Source organism: Mucilaginibacter sp. P4_A11 (assembly GCF_056402535.1).
This window is the reverse complement of the sequence record NZ_JBFUHE010000005.1, coordinates 61,114-81,210: the sequence shown is the minus strand read 5'-3', so window position 1 is coordinate 81,210 and position 20,097 is coordinate 61,114. Positions and strand designations below refer to the sequence as shown.

Here is a 20,097-nt window from a genome sequence, read left to right as displayed (position 1 = left end):
TAAGTCTTAGCAGAGAATTAAAAATCGTGATATAAATTCCTGAATGAGCTTCTTAACCCAAAAGTGATCAGCGTATTTTTTGAATCTTTTTGATCGTTTTTTTCCTGGCGGTATAATGCACCAAGTTCAAGACGTAAGTTATATTTGGGGTTTAAAATATAGGCGACTGTGCCTTCCCCATAATATAACTGTGTGCTTACGCCCTGGCCAATGGTAGTTGTGGTATTTGCCGAAGACACAAAAGGCTTGGTGATAATTTTACCGTTATTGTCGGTTTTTAAAGCATCGAGGCCGTATTTGGCATAATTAACCTGTCCCTGGAAATCAAATCTGCCAACCGAGTAGTTCAGAATCCCTAAAAGCTCCCTGAAGTTTGCGCCGTACGGATGCGCCAACGGATCACCATAGAACGAATAGCTACTTATCGGCTGCTGATTACTGTAAGTATATGGCTTGACAGTATTGTATTCAAATAAATAGTTTAACCGTTTAACCTTAAAAATATCCGCACCACGGATACCAAGTTGCCAGCCATTTGTGTTATCGGTGCTGTTACCCGAAAAGAAATCGCTGCCTTTGAACCTGTCGAACATGATTTGTCCGTATAAAGCCGCCTTATCAAAGATTTTATATTTAGCATTGAAACCTAAAAATACGTTATCCTTTTGGTATCCGCCTGGCCCTAACGAGCTTGCAAATAAAATAGGATTTACAAAATTAGCGTCAAAGCCCGACCTTTTTCCCTGGTTATCAGCTTCAGGGGTAATCAAAGCATTGAACATACCAAATGAGGCGCGTTTAGTTATATTCCAGTCAATATAGTGAAACAAGGCCCACTTACGGCGGTTGCCTCCGAAATTGTCAAATTTGCGGGCTACGGGACCAAGGTCTTCAATATAGGCCCAGGCAGCCATATACCGTACCGGGCCCAAATCGGCAGTGAGCCTTAATAATGGCATATTGGCAGCAAAATCAGACAAGAGTATCGAACGGTAACCATCACCAATAAACATTTTGTCTTCGCCTAAAGTAATGTTAAGCTTTTTTGTAATTGAATAAGAAAGTATTGCAGTTACATATGACCAATCCTGGGAGTTTCGCGCTTGCCCCGTATATTTCCTGGCATAAGCCTGCCCGGGTATAAAACCGTTGGTATTTACATAATCATTGTAATAAGATGGAAATTTGGCCGAATTTTCAAAACCACTGGTGTAAAATGAAAACTTTTCGCCTACAGTTCCGCCTATCTGATAACCGCGTACATTTAAATTGGTGGTAGTGCTATTATTGAAATCTCTGCCGGCCTGCACGTCGGTAATATAATCGGCATAGAAAGTATATTCCTTAGCCTTTACATCGAACAGATGCTCGTTAAATAATTTACGCCCGCCCCAGGTTTTACGGTCTTTAACGCCCGCATTCATCACCGAGTCATAGGTGTGCAAGATAGTGCTGTCAATTAAAAAGGGACGCAAAGAAGTATGAGCCGAGTTTTTTACAGAATAAATATCCGAATTGAATTTTTGATACAATTGGTATGAATTGGGTAAATAAACTGATTGGGCCTTGCTCAACTGCGATGTAAACAAGGCAATTATAGCTATTGTAAAGGTTTTCTGAAGGTTTAAGGAGTAGAGTTTTTGCATTACAACAAAATAAGCGTTAATTGTTCTAAGATAAAAATTTCATTGGCAATTAACGGTATATACATAAATGCATAGCAGGTTGTTTCCATTATGTTTAAATTAGTAAACCACGTAACGTGGATTCGGGGTTGTATTTTAATGATCAAAACATATGTGAAATTAATATATGTAAATGATTATAAAATGGGGATGGCTAATTCTGTGGTTAAAATTTCTTTAATCTCAATGCTTCGAAAAGTTAATTAGTGTTAAATTTTGTCACGCGGAGGTGTTTTTTTTTAATAAGTTATAAAAATCATGATATTTGCCGCGCTATTAAATCAATTGATATATTTATTAAATGCAGTACAAAAAAATCAATAACCTGTTAGGCTGGCTTTGTTTTGTTATAGCCTCAATAACCTATATTTTAACATTAGAGCCATCTGTAAGCTTTTGGGATTGCGGCGAATTTATTTCATGTGCCTACCGCTTACAGGTAGCCCACCAGCCCGGTTACCCTGTTTTTGCCATGATTGGCAAGGTTTTGTCGCTGCTGTCATTTGGTGATAATACTAAAGTGCCATTCTTTACCAATATGGGTTCGGCATTAGCAAGCGGTGCCACCATTATGTTTTTATTTTGGACAATTACGGCTTTTTCTAAAAAACTGATGGTTGAAAAACTTGATGAGGCTATTGATGGTTATAAACTGTATGTGATTATGGGCGCTGGCCTTGTCGGCGCGCTGGCTTTCACTTATACCGATACATTTTGGTTTTCGGCGGTTGAAACTATTGTATTTGCCTTATCATCGCTATGTACGGCTATTGTGTTTTGGGCTATCCTTAAATGGGATGAACATGCCGATGAGCCGGGTGCCGATAAATGGATTATTTTTATAGCTTATGTTATAGGTTTATCAATCGGTATTCACCTGTTAAACCTGTTAACTATCCCGGCTATTGCCATGGTTTACTATTTCCGCCGTACTAAAAACATTACTGTCGGTAATAGCATCCTGACTTTTTTAGCTGGTGTTGTTATCCTTGGTTTGGTACAATACGGCATCAGGGGGTATACTATCAAATTTGCCGCTTATTTCGACCTTTTCTTTGTTAACTCATTAGGAATGGGCTTTGGTACCGGAGCCTTCTTTTTCATTTTGCTGATAGTTATTGCTCTGGTATTGGGTATCCTTTACAGCATCCGCAAAAAGAAACCGGTGCTAAACCTGGCATTGTTATGCGTTGCCTTTATCTATTTTGGTTATGGCTCATTCGCTTATATCCCTATTCGCGCTACTGCCAATACCGATCTGAATAACTCGCATCCTGATAACGCTTTTACGCTTTACGGTTATCTTAACCGTATCCAATACGGTGAGGTGCCTTTGTTAACCGGCCCAATGTATGATTCGCAGGTTACTGATCAAAAACAGGGAAGCATCATTTACCGTAAAGGCAAAACCCAATACGAAAATGCAGGTCGTAAAACCGATTATGTATATGACCATACTACTACCTTGCCACGTATGTACAGCACAGACGCTAACGATGTGCAGTTTTATAAGCAATGGTTGCGGATACCGGAAGGGCAAGCGCCAACCATGGGCGATAACCTGAAATGGATGTTGAGCTGGCAAATGTACCAGATGTACTGGCGTTACTTTTTCTGGAACTTTGTTGGCCGTTATAACGATGCCGACGGACAAACCAGTACAGAAGGTATCGACGGTAACTGGACAACAGGTCTGTTTGATGGCGGCAAACACCTGCCAAAATCAGTAACAGCGGCAACTACTTATACTCCATTATATGCCCTGCCTTTAATAATAGGCTTAATAGGTTTGTTTTTCCATGTTAACCGCCGTAGTAAGGATGCATTGATCGTAGGCTTATTATTCTTCTTTACCGGTTTGGCAATTGTATTATATGTAAACCAGGCATCTGTTCAGCCACGTGAGCGTGATTACTCATACGTGGGCTCATTTTATGCCTTTGCCATATGGATAGGGCTTGGCGTAATAGCCATTGCCGAATTTGGTCGTAAATATATCGACGCTAAATTAGCCGCTATTGGCTCAACGGTAATTGGTTTGCTGGTTTGCCCGGTACTTTTGGCCGCCAAAGAGTGGAAAAACCATGACCGCTCAACCAAAATGACACCGCATGACATGGCTTACAATTACCTCATTTCATGCCCGCCAAATGCCATTCTGTTTACTTATGGCGATAATGATACTTACTCGTTGTGGTACGACCAGGAGGTTGAAGGAATCCGCCCGGATGTGCGCATCGTAAACCTGAGCTTGTTCACCGGCGACTGGTATATCCGCCAGATGCAGAAAAAAATGAACAGTTCTGAGCCTTTGCCTATCACTATGCCTTTTGACAAATATAAAGAAGGGGTGAGGGACGTTATTTACTTTAACGATCAGAAATTGCCTGGCTATCAGGATATTAAAGAAGTATTTGATTTTATTACTTCTGATGATAAAGCTACTCAGGTTCAATATCAAAGCGGTGATTATGGTAACTATCTGCCAACAAAAAACCTGAAAGTTACTGTTAACCCTGATGAGGTAGTTGCCAACGGCGTTGTAAAAGCCGATCAAAAAGATAAACTGGCAACTGCAATGGAGTGGAAATATACATCAAACTATGTAACCAAAGAAAATTTGGCCATGTTTGATATTCTGGCGCACAACCACTGGAAACGCCCTATCTGTTTCACTACTACCATTGGTAACGAAAACCTGATAGGCTTGCAACCATACCTGTACAAGGAAGGTTTTACCTACCACCTGATCCCGTTTAAACCGGATACAGCTTTACATGATCAGTTAAGCAAAACCAATACAGATGTTATGTATGACAACGTGATGAACAAGTTCAAATTCGGTAAGTTCAAAACAGCCAAATATCTTGATCATGAGTCGACCTCTATGTTTTACCCTGTAATGGTTACTACATTTCTCGACCTCGCTCAAAACCTTGTTCAGGAAGGCAAAAACGATAAAGCGTTGAAAGTTGTTCAAAAATATGATGCGGAGTTGCCTGATATTTACCCTTATGTGGATGTTGCCGGTCGTAAGTTATATTTAACCCAACTCGCATATCAGCTTCATGACGTAGTATTGGGTAATAAACTGGCTACCAATATTGATAATTATCTTACTGATCAGCTGGATTATAATGCTTACCTGCTTAGCCAGGATGTAAACAGCATTAGCGGCCGCGATGTACAGATCGGTATGCAGGTATTGAATGGGTTGGTTCAGTTTACTAAAGATAACCATCAAACAGCCCTTGCTACTAAATTTGAAAACCAGTTAAAGGGCTATGAAACAAAATTCCGCGCTGTATTAGGCGGAGGACAATAATAATCCGTAATAATATTTTATTAGCAAAGCCATCCCGGTTCGGGGTGGCTTTATCAGCGCGAAACGCCGGGTATTGTATTTGCCTACGGTTCAACTTTTGTGCCCCTTGGAGGCTGGCTCATTGTAATAGCCATTTTTTTAGGAGGTATGGTAATATCCGCCATATGGGGCCTATCAACCAGGGGATATTTTGAACTTAGTTCATGGAACTCAACTGCGGTGAAAAATATCGCCGAACATCGGTTAATAATTGTATTGGAGAGCCTTGGGAATATTATACTGGCATGCTATGCTATGTTTTGCCTTGCTTTGCTGTTAACCGCCGGGATATATTACCGCAATATATAATTGGTTTCTTTGTGTACAGAGCGATAATAGCCATTACTGATTATTATATTGCCTATGATCTCTACAAAACTGTGAGTGATGCTGCCATGCAGGCTTTAGCGGGATCTTTTATTATGCCAGCTATTTGTGTGCCCTACTTCAAAAGATCGGCCCGTGTACAGGAAACTTTTATCGTGCCGCATCCACCCTATAACTATAGTTATGATGGGCCGGGAGGTTCAGATGCATCCGTTTCCTGATTATTCGAGAATAAAAGTATCCAGGGAATAGTTTTTTATTTTCAATTGATATAGCATTTTCGGCATTTCACGATATATCGCCATATGATTTTGCACGCTATTATCCAATGTATTGATATTCAGCAGTATGTTTGCATGGCATACAGTTTGTAAATGCAAGAGCGAGAATTTTCTTGCCTTTTGAATAAACAATGCCCGATAAATTGATGTTTCTCCCCGGTGCATAGCTGCAAATAGGTATTTTTAAAATAAATTTGATTTACTTTTAACAACAAAAAACTACGATGAAATTTCAACCGCTGTTAGAACAGGTGAAGCAGTACGTTATATCCTATTTTGATGTACATCATGATCCCGATTTAATTTATCATAACCTGAGGCATACTAAAGATGTTGTTGCAGCGGCAACCCAGATAGCTAATCACTATCAGTTAAGCGATGAGGATTTTTTTGTGGTGATTTCGGCGGCTTGGTTCCACGATACAGGGTATTTTACCGATAAAAAAGATCACGAATCAAAAAGCGTTGGCCTCGCTACGCATTTTCTTAAGCAGCATAAAGTTGAACAGCCGGTTATTGATAAAGTTGCCGGTTGTATTTTGGCAACTAAAATGCCGCAAAGCCCTGCCGATTTGCTGCAGCAAATTATTTGTGATGCCGATCTGTTCCATTTAGGCACCGATGATTTCCGCGATAAAAACAAGTTGCTCCGTAAAGAAATGGAAGCCATCAAAAAACATGACATTGATAAAGATGAATGGCGCGGCTACAACATCGAGTTTTTGCAGGGGCACGAATATTATACCGACTATTGCCGGCTACTGCTTAACGATCAAAAACAAAAAAACCTGCAAAAGCTGATTGAAAAGCAAGCTGATTTTGAGGTAAAAGAAACTCCCGTTATCCTAACCTCTGACACCGATAATAATGCCATTATTACCGATGGAAAAGAAAAGGATAAGGAAAAAGACAAAGACCATGATGATGATCACGGCTCAAAAAAGCATAAGAACGACAGGCCTGACCGCGGTATTGAAACCATGTTCAGGATCAGTTCAAGCAATCATCAGCGTTTAAGCGATATGGCTGATAACAAGGCCCATATCATGATCACGGTTAATTCCATTATCCTTTCGGCTATCATTAGTTTGGTGCTGCGTAAACTCGATGAGCACTCTAATTTGCTGATTCCTACTTTCATGCTCTTGTCGGTTAGTTTGGCTACTATGATCTTCTCCATACTTTCAACCCGCCCCTCAATTCCGCCGGGACTATTTACACCTGAGGATATCAGTAATAAAAAGGTTAACCTGTTGTTTTTCGGTAACTTTTACCGCATGTCATACCAGGACTACAGCGATGGCATGGAAAAAATGATGGAAGACCGCGAGTTTCTGTACGGCAGTCTCATCCGCGACAATTATTCGCAAGGCGTAGTGCTGGGCAAAAAATACAGGCTGCTCAGGGCATCTTACAACATCTTCATGTTTGGCCTTATCGTATCGGTAATCGCGTTCATTATATCATCATTATTGTAAGCGGTCGGGGTACTACCAAAAACAAAATCTGCTACTATGGAATACTCATTTTTCGACAGGGACCTGAGCTGGTTACTTTTCAATGAACGCATATTGATGGAGGCCGAAAGCGAAGAACTCCCCGTACTGGAAAGGGTAAATTTTCTTGCTATATTCTCATCCAACCTTGATGAGTTTTACCGCGTACGCATGCCCGTGGTAATGGCCTTGCACAAGCTTAACCTGCATAATAAAAGCGGGCAAAGTGAGGATATACTTCACAAAGCCCAGCAGCTTGTGGAAGGGCAGCAGAACCGCTTTGGTAAAGTTTTTACCAGCAGGCTTATTCCGTTGCTAAAGGAAAATAATGTAAACCTGCTGTTCAATGAACCTATTCCTGCATCGATAGCCGATAGGGTGAGCGACTACTTTTATAGCCAGGTACTTGCTTTTTTAAAGCCTATTGATCTTGTTGGCGGTAAAAAGCAATTTTTCCCCGAAAACAACCGGTTATATTTTCTGGTAAATCTTAAATTAGAAAAGGAGAAAGAGCGTTCTGTCATCCTTAACATCCCGTCTAATCAGTTGCCAAGGTTTTTCAGCGTTAATGAGGATGGTAAGCAGTACATCATTTTTCTTGATGATATTGTACGGTATAACCTCAACAAGATTTTCAAAACTGAAGAAATAAAAGGCTGCTACAGCTTCAAAATAACCCGCGATGCAGAGCTTGAGTTGAGTGATGATTACGATGGAGATGTTCAGGAGCAGATTGAAAAACAGCTTCAAAAACGCGACCAGGGGCTGGCCACGCGTTTTTTGCATCAGCCGGGCATACCTTTGCGCAACCTTCACCTAATTGAAGATAAACTTGGAGTACAGGGATCAAGTATTGTGGAGGGCGGGTTTTATCATAACCTTAAAGATTTAATGGGATTGCCGGTTAGTGTTCCAGGTTTAAAATATACCAAATGGCCTCCATTGGTAAACAGGCAGATCAGTGCAGAAGAGTCTATATTTGATTATATAGATAAGGGCGATTGTATTTTCCATGCCCCTTATCAATCATACAACGCTATTCTCCGTTTTTTTAATGAAGCAGCTATCGATGAAAATGTTGAGGAGATCTCCGTTACATTTTACCGTGTAGCAAGCGACTCACGTATTGTTAATGCCCTCATCAACGCTGCCGAAAGCGGTAAAAAGGTAAGGGTATTGGTTGAACTGAAAGCACGCTTTGACGAAGCTAATAATATCAAATGGGCTAAGAGGTTAAAAGCTGCCGGCGCCGATATCATTTACAGCGATAAGGCTATAAAAGTACATGCCAAAGTAGGTTTAGTTAAACGACTGGTTGATGGCCGGGTAAAATATGCAGGGCTATTAGCAACCGGTAACTTTAATGAAAGCACAGCTGCTTTCTATACCGATCATATCATGATGACGGCCAATCCGCAATTGCTGCGCGAAATGGACTTGCTGTTCATCTATCTTGGTAAGAAAGCTAGATCGGCAGAAGGGTATGATATTGACTTTAAGCATCTGCTCGTAGCCCAATTTAATTTACAATCAAAGTTTATTGAACTGATTGACAGGGAAATTGAACAGGCCCGCAAAGGCAACCCGGCAGGGATCACCATCAAACTGAACAACCTGGAAGAAAGGGTACTGATAGGCAAGCTTTATGAAGCCTCGCAGGCGGGGGTGAAGATCCGAATGATAGTGCGCAGTATTTGCTGTTTGATACCGGGAATACCCGGCATGAGCGAAAATATCACCATAAGGCGGATTGTTGACCGTTATCTTGAACACGGACGGATCTTTGTATTCCATAACAGCGGCAACCAGGAGGTTTTCATGGGCTCGGCCGATTGGATGAACCGTAATATTTACCGCCGCATTGAGGTCTGTTTCCCTGTTTATGATGAAGGCATCAGAAAAGAGGTGATAGACATGCTTGATATCCAACTGGCAGATAACGTGCAAGCCGTAAATTTAAATGAACAATTGCAAAATATAAGGGTTGATAGAACTGAACCGCAGGTACAATCGCAGCGGGCCATTTATGAACTTTTACAGCAAAAAAAATATGACAGGGTTTAAAAAACAAAGTACTAAACACCACATTGCTGTTTTAGTAACGGCCATGTTTGTCTTTGCAGTCGTTTTTTTGGCTATTTCATGCAAAAATAAAGAGAAGGCAATCCCATTGAGTCCGCCGGGGTATGACTTAAACAAGCCTGTTAAATATAAAATGCCCGAAGACCTTACCGAGATCTCCGGCTTTGCTTTTCACACCGGCAAAAATGATTCGGTTTATGCCGAGCAGGACGAAGAAGGATTTTTGTTTAACCTGAAACTTGGCGATAAAAAAGCCAGCTACACTAAATTTGGCAGAAGTGGTGATTATGAAGATGTAGCAATCTGCCGGGAGCAGGTGATCATGCTTAAAAGTGATGGTACATTATTCACTTTTCCTTTTAGCCAGGTCAGGACGAAAGAGGCAGCCAACGTGCAAAAAATAAAGGGCGAGCTTCCTGAAGGTGAATATGAAGCCATGTGTGCCGATGAAAAATCAGGCGTCATTTATGTGCTGTGCAAGCATTGTGCCGATGAAAAAACATCCAAAAGCAGTAGCGGCTATATCCTGAATCTACAGCCAAACGGTACACTGAAACAAACCGGCAGTTTTGTAATAGATGTTAAGGAAATTGAGCGCCTCGTCGATAAAAAGCGGGTGCCGTTTCGTCCATCGGCAATGGCAAAAAACACTTTTACTAATGAGTGGTATATCCTTTCGTCGGTAAATAAAATGCTGGTGGTAGCTGATGCCAACTGGAAAGTGAAAAATGTATACCCTTTAAGTGTTACCATATTCGGTCAGCCTGAAGGTATGGCATTTGATAACCAGCGCAATCTGTATATATCTAACGAAGGAGACCAGTTAAGCGCCGGCAACATATTGAAATTCAGCTTTAAGAAATAGCGTTTATGATATCGCTAAAGTAATACAACATACATCTAACCGAACCTCATGATTAAAAAACTACCCCTGTTGTTTGTTTTGCTATTGGGTATGCTCAACGCAGCTGCCCAGGATTCGATAAAATACCGGATGATCCTGATCGGCGACGCAGGTGAAATTGATCAGCAGCAAAGCGCTGCTTTAAAGCACGCTGCCGCCAACATTCTTAAGGGCAAGACATCTGTGTTTTATTTGGGAGATAACATTTATCCACGTGGTATGGGCCTGCCCGGCAGCCCGGAAGAAGCCGAAACTAAAAAGATCCTGCAATCACAATATCAACCTATGCGTGCAGCCGGCGCGCCTGTTTATTTTATCCCCGGTAATCATGACTGGGATAAGATGGGGCCGCTTGGTTTAGCTAAAATAAAACGCCAGTGGGAATTTTTATATCAACAGGGCGATAAGTTGCTGAAGATGGTGCCCGAAAATGGCTGCCCAGATCCGGTGGAGATCAACCTTACCAATGATCTTACGATGATAGCCTTCGATAGTGAATGGTGGTTATATCCTTTCAATAAAAGCAATCCCGGCGCTGAATGCGATTGCAAAAATAAAGATGATATTGCCGATAAGATCAAGCTGATATTTGAGCGTAATAAAAACAAGGTCATCATCCTGGCCTCACACCACCCATTTCAGAGTTACGGTACCCATGGTGGGTATTTTTCACTGAAGGATCATATCTTCCCGCTTACGGTAGCTAATAAAGACCTTTGGGTACCGCTTCCTGTAGTTGGTTCGCTTTACCCGTTTTTGCGTTCTACCTTTTCAAACCCCGAAGATTTGGGACATCCGCTATATAAAGAGATGATCAGAAAAGTGGATGCGTTTTTTGGCAGTTTTCCAAACCTTATTCACGTGGCAGGGCATGAGCATGGTCTGCAGTTTATCAAAAGTAAACAGGTACAGGTGGTTAGCGGAGCAGGTGCTAAGCAAACCTATGCCATCAAAGGCAAATACTCGCTTTTTGCCGATGCTACCCAGGGCTACGTTATTGCCGACCTGCTGATAGACAAACGGATGCGTTTTACATATTATATCGATAGTGATCAGGGTGTTAAGCAGGTATTTACCTATACACAACCTTATACATCGGTAAAAAATGTTCCTGATACACTGCATACACCTATCAAGGCAGATAGCATCATGGTTAGGGTACACCCGAAATATGATAGCGTGAGCAATTTTCACCGCCGCTGGTTTGGCGAAAATTATCGTAAGGAGTGGGCCGCCGAAACAAAACTTCCGGTGATCAGGCTATCGGAAATTCATGGCGGGTTAAAGGCCGAAAGTATTGGCGGTGGTTTCCAAACACACTCGCTCCGTTTAGTTGATAAGGATGGCAAAGAATGGGTACTCCGCAGCGTGGAGAAGCAGCCCGAAAAGATCCTTCCCGATGAATTCCAGGAAACATTTGCCAAAGATTGGGTTAATGATGCTATGAGCGCCCAGCACCCGTTTTCGGCGCTGATAGTGCCGCCGTTGGCTACTGCCGCTCGTGTGCCGCATGCTAATCCCATAATAGGCGTCGTGTCGCCTGATCCGGTTTTAGGTCAGTACGCCAATATCTTTGCCAATAAAGTTTGTTTGCTTGAGGAGCGTGAACCGGGTGGCAAATCCGATAATACCGTAAAAATGATCGGTAAGATGCTGGAGGATAATGATAATGCCGTGGATGGAGAAGAGTTTCTAAGGGCCCGCCTGCTCGATCTGCTCATTGGCGACTGGGACAGGCACGGCGATCAATGGCGCTGGCGCGATGAAGATAAAGGGAAAGGCAAATTTTACACCGCCGTTCCGCGTGACCGCGACCAGGTGTTTTATACCAACCAGGGTGTATTGCCTACCATCGCATCACAACCCTGGATAGCGCCAAATTTACAGGGCTTTAGCGGTGAGATCTACAGCGTAAAATACTCCTTATTGAAAACCATGTTTATGCAACGGTGGCCATCCGTGCAATACAGTCACGAGCAATGGACAAAAATCGTAAATGATTTTGTTGCTGCCGAAACTGATGAAGTGCTGGAGGCTGGTTTAAGGCGACTGCCCGAATCATCGTATAAGTTGAGGCATGATGTATTACTAAAACAGCTAAAAGAGCGCCGGGCCAATATCCCGGCCGAAATGGAATATTACTATAAATTCATCAACAAAATAGTTGATATCCATACCTCAAATAAAAACGAGCTGGTAACAGTGAAGGATGAGCCCAATGGCAGCCTGAATGTGGTGATCAATAAGATCAACAAGAATGGTGAGGTTAAAGACACCCTTATGAACCAGAATTATCATCCCGATATTACCAAAGAGCTCCGCATTTATGTAAGCGGCGGTGATGATAAAGTGGTTCTTGATAACGCCACATCGCCGATTAAACTGCGGTTTATCGATAGTACAGGTACCAAAACGTACAATATTGTAAAATCGCTTAACACGATACAACTGTACGACAGGGGAAAGAAGCTCAGTATAACCGGAGATGAATCAAAAATTAACAAACATATAAGTAAGGACAGCGCCAATACTTCATATCTGCGGGTTAATCTCATGAACGTGATAGCGCCGCTTGCCAATATCTCTTATAACCCCGATGAAGGTATATTACTTGGTGCCGGTTTTAAATATACCCACCAGGAGGGTTTTCAAAAGTTGCCTTATAACGATGTGCAAACCGTGTTTGCCAGTCATTCGTTCAGTACAAAGGCTTTCAAATTTAGTTACAGCGGCGAATGGATCCACGCTTTTGGTAAAGCCGACTATTTAATGAATGTCCAGTTTGACTATCCGGATAATATCAACTTTTTTGGCAGGGGTAACGAAACTCAGTTTATTAAGGTTGGCGACTATCGTAAATATCACCGCACCCGCTTCACTAATCTTACGTTTAGTCCGGCTTTCAGGTGGCGTAACGAATCGGGGACTTCTGTAACCGTAGGCCCTGCGTTTCAGTACTATAAATTAAATATTGATGACAATACAGGCCGATTTATTACATATCCGTTACTGACAAATGCGCCCGACAGTTATACCTTTGATAAAACTAAAATGCATGCCGGTATAGTTGTTAACTTTACCAGTGATAAGCGCAATGACAAAGTGCTCCCGGCCTGGGGAAGTTTTGTAAATATTAAACTTCAGGAGTTTAATGGCTTAAATAATAACTCCACAAGTTTTGCCCAGCTAATACCCGAGGTTGCTTTATATAAAAGCCTGAACGCTAAAAGCACTATTGTTTTGGCCGATAGGGTAGGCGGTGGTATTACCATTGGCAAAACGGCCTTTTACCAGTCATTGTTTTTAGGCGGGCAGGATAATTTATTAGGTTACAGGCTATATAGGTTTGCCGGTCAGCATAGTTTTTATAATAACCTGGAGCTGCGCATAAAGTTGAGCGATTTTGCCAGTTATATAGTTCCCGGCCAGATAGGCGTTATAGGTTTTTATGATATAGGCCGTGTTTGGGAAAACGGGCAAAGCTCCGATAAATGGCATAACGGCACCGGAGCAGGTTTTTACGTAGCACCTGCACGACTGGCGGTTATTAAAATAATTGCCGCTTACTCTGAAGAAGGATGGTACCCTTATCTTTCAACCAGTTTCAGATTTTAATAAAGGGTAAAATTGTAATTAAAATGCACACAGAAGTACTCAATATAAGCAAAAACGAATGTGCTATTTGCCAGGTTGAAACATGCCTGACATTTAACCCGTTCGTGGCGCATTTAAAAGAACGGATCGCTACCGAAAAAACGCTCAAGAGCGAGTTCTATCGCTATGTTTTGGAGCGCTTTGAACATGATATATGCATTGACCTGGATATGCGCCCAACTGACGCCGAAAAGTACAGGGAAATGCTGGAGCTGATTTACTCCATACTTACACCACCAATAGCTAACGAAAAAGAATTTCACTGGGCACTGAGCACACCAGTACCGGATAAGATCTTTTTTAGTACTGAGGCTTTTTATGAGTTTCACTCAAGCCATCATTCCAACTTATATGCGCTGAACGTGTCCAAGAACGAAATGTTCAGCGACAGGCAAAAACGTTTCATTTATAACCTGATCCTTGAACGGATGTATGGCTTTTCATCAGCAATGAAAAATGAATTGTTGTTTTCATACCAGGATCCTGAAACCGGTCTTTCGCGGTATTTTAATATTCAGACTGATGCTCGTTTCGTTGAGATTGAATTGAATGGCAAATTGCCTGAACTTAGTTTTGAGACTATCGAACCGTATTTACATTCCCATACCAGCCTCGAGTTAATTGAAAATGTAATACCACTTGATATTTTTAAATTTAAGGGGTTTTCGATAATTACACTGACCGATGTAACCCTGACCCATGCGCTTGATAGTATCCGTACCGAGTTGGTAAATCATTCGGCGAACGAGGATGAACAGTACGCACATATCATTAACTCGCTTAAATCCATTGCCGAAAGCCCGGGTATTGAGTTCGGACTAATGCCGTTTTTAACCATCAATAATCAGCCCATATTTGATAACGACGAATGCTCAAAAAGTATCCTGCTTAAAGCTGCCAAAGATTTTAATCTTGCAGAGGAAACTTTTGACGCTGTTGTTGACGACTACAATCAAAATCCAAGACCAATCTTTTTTAATTCCATCACAAATGATAAGATAGGTAAGTTTCCGTTCTTGCAGGTTTTGAAACAGGCGGGTATTAAATCGTACGGCATTTTTCCAGTGTATTACAACAAGAAAAATGTGGGTATAATGGAAGTATATTCTTATAAGGAAATTGTTTTTTATGAGAAACTGCTTTCAAAACTGCAGGCCACTATTCCGCTGATCGCACAATTGCTTCAAAATAGTATCGATCAGTTTGAAGCACGCATCGCCGGTGTTATCAAGCATAAATTCACCTCGTTACAACCATCTGTTCAATGGAAGTTTAATGAAGTAGCCTGGAATTATCTTAAGGAAAAAAGAAAGAAGAAAAAGAGCCCTGAGATTGAAACGGTTTCATTCAGCCATGTTTACCCTTTGTTTGGCGCTGTCGATATCCGCAATTCAACAGTTGAGCGTAACAGTGCCCTGCAGGAAGATTTGAAAAGCCTGCTTACCATATTGATCGAAACCCTGCGGGCTTTAAATGAACACATCCATTTAAGCCTTACCGGCAAGCTGGTATCTAAATGTGAGGAGTGGCTTGAACGCATCAGCGGTTATATTACTACCAACGATGAGTTGATGCTGGATACATTCCTTCATAATGAGGTCAATCCATTTTTGGAACATTTCAGAAATAATTATCCTGCCGAACGGGAAACAATTGATAAATATTTCGAGGCGATGAATGAGGAAACAGGTGCCTCATTTGAGAACAGGCGCAAGCTGGAAACCTCCATGCAACTCATTAACACGTCTATAAACCAATACCTGGAACAGGCCCAGACAGAAGTACAGGAATCATTCCCCTGTTATTTCGAGAAATTCCGTACTGATGGGGTTGAATATGATATTTATATTGGGCAATCAATAGCGCCTCAACGTGTTTTCGATACGCTGTACCTTAAAAATATCCGTTTGTGGCAGTTAAGGTCGATGGCTGAGATAGCCCGGATGACCAACGATCTTGGCGATCAGCTTTCGCGTCCGCTGCAAACCACACATTTGATATTCATTCACTCAAACGCTATAGATATCAGTTTCCGAAATGATGAACGGCGTTTTGACGTTGAGGGAGCTTACAATATCCGTTACGAGGTGATCAAAAAGCGTATCGACAAGGTTTTAATAGCAGGAACCTTTGAGCGCCTTACCCAGCCTGGCAAAATAGCTATGGTTTATTTTAACCCTATTGAAGCCGCTGAATACGACGAATATATCAGGTACCTGCAATTACAAGGCTACCTGCATGACGACCTGGAATACCTTGAACTGGAAGAATTGCAGGGTGTTAGCGGATTGAAAGCGCTGCGCGTTGGGGTTAACTACCAGTTGCCTTTATTGAATGAATAAAGAGAAAAACTTAAGGCTGAAAGTTCAAAGCGAAAAGAAACCAATACGCAGAAAAGCTTTAGGCCTTAGGCTTCGCTTTTTAGCTTAATAAGACCGCTTTCTTCATCAATAAATCAGTTTGTTTATCACTTCCCAAAACAAACTCATGGCTACTGAATACTTCAAAACCATGCTTTTTATAAAAAGAGAGTGCTTTTTGATTGTGTTCCCAAACGCCAAGCCATACGCATTGCAGGTTTTTATCGGCGGCATCTTTTAAGGCGAAATCAATAAACTGATGGCCTATCTTTTTGCCATGATGTTCGGCTAAAACATAGATCCGTTCAATTTCAACAGTATTTTGATCCTGGAATTCTGTTTGGGCAAGGCCGTAGTTTAGCTTGAGGTAACCGGCTATTTCACCGTCGAGCATCGCAAAGTAAAAGTGGGAGTTTGGGTTGCTGAGCTCTGACTGTATTTTTTGTGAGGTGAAAGCAGCGGATGCATAGGCCTCCATATCTTCCGGTTTATTTAAATGGGCAAAGAAATCGAAAAACGTTTTTTTACTCAACGCCAATAATGCATCAGCATCAGCCAATGTTAATTTTTGAATAGTTACAATTTCGGGAGCCGCAATCAGGCAAATCTAAAAAACTAATGCTTCAATCAAATTGCTCTTTCAGCCTTACCAGCCTATCAATCATGAGGTTTAGCTTTTCTTCCTCGTTTTTAAACATACGGGGTTTAAGATAAAACGTAGTGAACAAAAACCATATCCCGATTGACGTGTAAGTGCCAATTTTAAAAGCGAGCGATGAGTGTTCAAGTACCTCGATAAAATACATAGCCAAACCTGCGCTCAGCAATAGTATATATGTATAATAAAACCAACCTATAACTTTGCTGCGGTTTTTTTGATATGCCTTAAGGCTGTCAAGATACTCGGCAGGGTTGAGGGTTGCATCGCGCTTACTCAGGATGTGGTAATGCCGTACCATTAATGAAAGGTACATCAACATGGTTACCAGTACAATAAGAATCCCAATAGTAGTAACGGCAGATTTGAATGCCAGGAAAAAAGTGACAACAAAAGCGAAAGCTACGGTTACAAACATGGCCACAATACTCCAGTATAACTTTTGAGTTATACTCCTTATTCCCTTCTTTACCTGCTTCAGCACCTCATCCACCGAAAGCTGATCTGGTTTTGGCTGTCCCTGCCAAACCGACATCAAATGATCAAAGTCTTTCATACTGGTTATATAACTCCGTTAATTTTTGTTTTATACGATAAATTTTCACCCTCAAGTTCCCTTCTGATATACCCGAAATTTCAGCAATTTCGGGGTACGGCACCTCATCAAGTACCATAGTTATAATAATCCTTTCCGATTCTTCCAGTTTTGAAATACATTTATAGAGCAAAGCAACCTGCTCGTTTTTATCCGATAGTTCCTCTCGTTTTGTTTCAGCTAATTGTGGTGTAAGTTCGTCTTTGGCCTGGCGTTTTTCCGAGCGCAAGTAGGTTAAACAAGTATTTACAGCAATCCGGTAAATCCAGGTTGATATCATGGCCTGATTACGGAATTTCTCTAAATTTTGCCAAACCTTTAAAAAAGTTTCCTGTAGCAGGTCGTTGGCGGCATCGTCATCGCCGGTATAACCATAGCACAGATGGAATATCTTTTTAGAATTAGCTTCATATATCTGCTTGAATGCTGCTTCTTTGTTGGCCACTTCAGTTAATTTTATATTTAGACGATGTTAAGCTTTATATGTTACAACAAGTGATCATTCTTTTTAAACCAGCCCAGCTTGCTCTCGGCATCACTTATTAATTTATTGTAACTATCCTGGTAATCAAACTGTAAGTCTTCATGAAGCTTATTAATCAGCCCGCGAATTTTTTCGACCTGCCTTATTAATATTAACCTTAACGGTTTGTATGATGTGCGCCTGTCGGCATATTCCAGGTAATTTTCGCAAAAATTGATCAGTAATTCAATTTCTGCGCCCTTTGATGCCATAAATTTGGTGTACTTACTTAACAGCCTAAGTATTTTGCGCATCCCTTTTGCCGCGTTGTAGCTTAATGACGATAACTGGCTGAACATAAACCCCGCTTCGGCTTTTACCTTTTCAACGAAGGCGGCTTCATCATGAGCTTCAAAAAGCAGGTAGGCAAGGAGCTCCTTATTTTCCTTTTTGTAACGCGCTAAACGGAGCATCAATTCGGCAAGCTGCTCATTGGGCAGGTGTTGAATTTCCTTTTTTATATGCTGTAATCCGTAGGCAGTTGTGGTCATGTTGTAAATAAGCGGGCAAAATACTAATTGTTTAAATATTTTTTCACGAATGACTTTGCAGTTCAATAAAATTAAAACGAATTACACGAATGCAGACGGGGTTACCATTCGTGCAATTCGTTTTAATTCGAAATAATTAGTGAAGAAATTAAAACACAACTTCTTTGACGCGATAATTTTGTTTCTTCATTTAACTTAATCATAAAATAGAATATTCCCATGTCTGTTTAAACAGAGCGTAAATTTTGTAGTTTTGCAGGCTTATTAAATTAAATGAAAAAAAGCAGACTGACGCTCTTCATTTTTATCGCACTGGTATTGGGTGTGGTAGCCGGTTATATTTATAACACCTACGTTTTTGCCGATCTGAATAAACAACTCAGTACCGCCGGTGCTACTATTAAAAGTATCGACAAAAGTATAGAGGCCTTACCCGATACTACGGTGTCAGCCTACAAAGACCTTAAATTACAAAGAATTGCCCAGGTAAAACTACAAACCCAGGCTAACGAAGCGCGGGAAGATAAACTTGAGCTTTATAATATCCTGAGCAAGATCTTCCTTAACCTTATTAAAATGATTGTAGCGCCGCTGGTGTTTACAACATTGGTAGTAGGGGTAGCTAAGGTAGGGGATATCAAAGCTGTTGGTCGGATTGGTGGTAAAACTATGCTCTGGTTTATCAGCGCCACGCTGGTATCACTATTATTAGGTATGCTGCTGGTTAACCTGTTTGAGCCGGGCAAAACCATGCACCTGCCGCTTCCCGATAGTCATTTAAGTACAGGCATCAAAAAATCAGCGTTGTCATTAACCGAATTTATCGGTCACGTTTTCCCTAAGAGTTTTATTGAAGCAATGGCCAATAACGAGATATTACAGATTGTGGTATTCTCTTTATTTTTTGGGGTAGCTACAGCAGCTATTGGCGAACAGGGTAAAATAGTGATCAAAGCGATGGATGCCTTTGCCCATGTGATCATGAAGATTACCGGCTATGTAATGAAAATGGCCCCCTTAGCTGTTTTTGGTGCTATAACTGCAGTTGTTGCCAAGCAGGGTTTAGGTGTACTTTCAACCTATGGTATTTTTATCAGTGAGTTTTATTTCTCGCTGATCGTGCTGTGGTTGGTAATTATACTGGCTGGATATATTGTATTGAGGAAACCTGTATTCAGGCTGATCAATAATATTAAAGATGCTATGCTGATAGCATTCAGTACGTCAACAAGCGAAGCTGCATATCCAAAAGTATTGGAAGAACTGGAGAAATTTGGCTGTAGCAATAAAATAGTAAGCTTTGTATTGCCGCTTGGTTATTCATTTAATTTGGATGGCTCAATGATGTACATGACCTTTGCATCGTTATTCTTGGCGCAATCATATGATATTCATCTTTCGTTCGGGCATCAGTTATCTATGTTATTGGTGCTTATGCTTACCAGCAAAGGGGTAGCCGGCGTGCCGAGGGCTTCGCTGGTGGTTATTGCAGGTACGCTGTCGATGTTCAATATCCCGGAGGCCGGCTTGTTTTTGCTCATAGGTATTGATCCGTTATTGGACATGGGCCGTTCTGCTACTAACGTGCTTGGCAATGCTATGGCAACAGCGGTAGTAAGTAAATGGGAAGGAGAAGAGGTAGGTACTCAAATAATAAGAGAATAAAGCATGCCGTCA

Annotated in this window: 13 protein-coding genes; 8 read left to right on the top strand and 5 right to left on the bottom strand. The window is 41.3% G+C overall.

Going from position 1 to position 20,097, the window contains the following annotated elements:
* Nucleotides 1-17: 17 nt before the first annotated feature.
* Nucleotides 18-1,646 carry a gliding motility protein RemB gene (locus AC1DUD_RS11580; protein WP_477374756.1) on the bottom strand — a complete coding sequence of 543 codons (1,629 nt, stop codon included), beginning with the start codon at nt 1,644-1,646 and terminating at the stop codon, nt 18-20.
* A 340-nt stretch (nt 1,647-1,986) separates the two neighbouring features.
* Between AC1DUD_RS11580 and AC1DUD_RS11575 the strand changes: the two genes are divergently transcribed.
* The 7 genes from AC1DUD_RS11575 to AC1DUD_RS11545 all read left to right on the top strand — a co-directional run bounded on the left by AC1DUD_RS11575 (nt 1,987) and on the right by AC1DUD_RS11545 (nt 16,135).
* Nucleotides 1,987-5,010 carry a DUF2723 domain-containing protein gene (locus tag AC1DUD_RS11575; protein ID WP_477374754.1) on the top strand — a complete coding sequence of 1,008 codons (3,024 nt, stop codon included), beginning with the start codon at nt 1,987-1,989 and terminating at the stop codon, nt 5,008-5,010.
* 203 nt (nt 5,011-5,213) lie between these two features.
* On the top strand, nt 5,214-5,597 hold the full coding sequence (locus AC1DUD_RS11570) for a DUF2569 family protein (protein WP_477374752.1): 384 nt from the start codon (nt 5,214-5,216) through the stop codon (nt 5,595-5,597).
* 284 nt (nt 5,598-5,881) lie between these two features.
* A complete protein-coding gene (locus AC1DUD_RS11565) occupies nt 5,882-7,135 on the top strand; it encodes a Pycsar system effector family protein (RefSeq protein WP_477374750.1) in 1,254 nt (417 codons plus the stop codon).
* Nucleotides 7,136-7,171: 36 nt separating this feature from the next.
* Nucleotides 7,172-9,217 (top strand): polyphosphate kinase 1, encoded by a 2,046-nt coding sequence (ppk1, locus tag AC1DUD_RS11560; RefSeq protein WP_477374748.1) that lies wholly within the window; start codon nt 7,172-7,174, stop codon nt 9,215-9,217.
* Nucleotides 9,204-10,100, top strand: a complete 897-nt coding sequence (locus AC1DUD_RS11555; protein WP_477374746.1) for an SdiA-regulated domain-containing protein — start codon at nt 9,204-9,206, stop codon at nt 10,098-10,100. Before ppk1 ends, AC1DUD_RS11555 begins: the two co-directional genes overlap by 14 nt.
* Before the next feature lie 48 nt (nt 10,101-10,148).
* Nucleotides 10,149-13,754, top strand: a complete 3,606-nt coding sequence (locus tag AC1DUD_RS11550; protein WP_477374744.1) for a BamA/TamA family outer membrane protein — start codon at nt 10,149-10,151, stop codon at nt 13,752-13,754.
* A gap of 23 nt (nt 13,755-13,777) precedes the next feature.
* Nucleotides 13,778-16,135, top strand: coding sequence for a GAF domain-containing protein (locus AC1DUD_RS11545; protein ID WP_477374742.1), 2,358 nt, complete (start codon nt 13,778-13,780; stop codon nt 16,133-16,135).
* 79 nt (nt 16,136-16,214) lie between these two features.
* Here AC1DUD_RS11545 and AC1DUD_RS11540 read toward each other — a convergent pair whose 3' ends face one another.
* The 4 genes from AC1DUD_RS11540 to AC1DUD_RS11525 are packed head-to-tail and all read right to left on the bottom strand — an operon-like array spanning nt 16,215 to nt 18,420.
* Nucleotides 16,215-16,727 carry a GNAT family N-acetyltransferase gene (locus tag AC1DUD_RS11540; RefSeq protein ID WP_477375110.1) on the bottom strand — a complete coding sequence of 171 codons (513 nt, stop codon included), beginning with the start codon at nt 16,725-16,727 and terminating at the stop codon, nt 16,215-16,217.
* 49 nt (nt 16,728-16,776) lie between these two features.
* The gene (locus AC1DUD_RS11535) at nt 16,777-17,367 is read right to left on the bottom strand and encodes a hypothetical protein (protein WP_477374740.1); all 591 of its coding nucleotides are present in this window, start codon (nt 17,365-17,367) and stop codon (nt 16,777-16,779) included.
* Nucleotides 17,354-17,851 carry an RNA polymerase sigma factor gene (locus AC1DUD_RS11530; protein WP_090525007.1) on the bottom strand — a complete coding sequence of 166 codons (498 nt, stop codon included), beginning with the start codon at nt 17,849-17,851 and terminating at the stop codon, nt 17,354-17,356. Before AC1DUD_RS11530 ends, AC1DUD_RS11535 begins: the two co-directional genes overlap by 14 nt.
* Before the next feature lie 41 nt (nt 17,852-17,892).
* Nucleotides 17,893-18,420, bottom strand: a complete 528-nt coding sequence (locus AC1DUD_RS11525; RefSeq protein ID WP_477374738.1) for a hypothetical protein — start codon at nt 18,418-18,420, stop codon at nt 17,893-17,895.
* Between the two features lie 273 nt (nt 18,421-18,693).
* Between AC1DUD_RS11525 and AC1DUD_RS11520 the strand changes: the two genes are divergently transcribed.
* The gene (locus tag AC1DUD_RS11520) at nt 18,694-20,085 is read left to right on the top strand and encodes a dicarboxylate/amino acid:cation symporter (RefSeq protein WP_477374736.1); all 1,392 of its coding nucleotides are present in this window, start codon (nt 18,694-18,696) and stop codon (nt 20,083-20,085) included.
* The last annotated feature ends 12 nt before the right edge of the window (nt 20,086-20,097 follow it).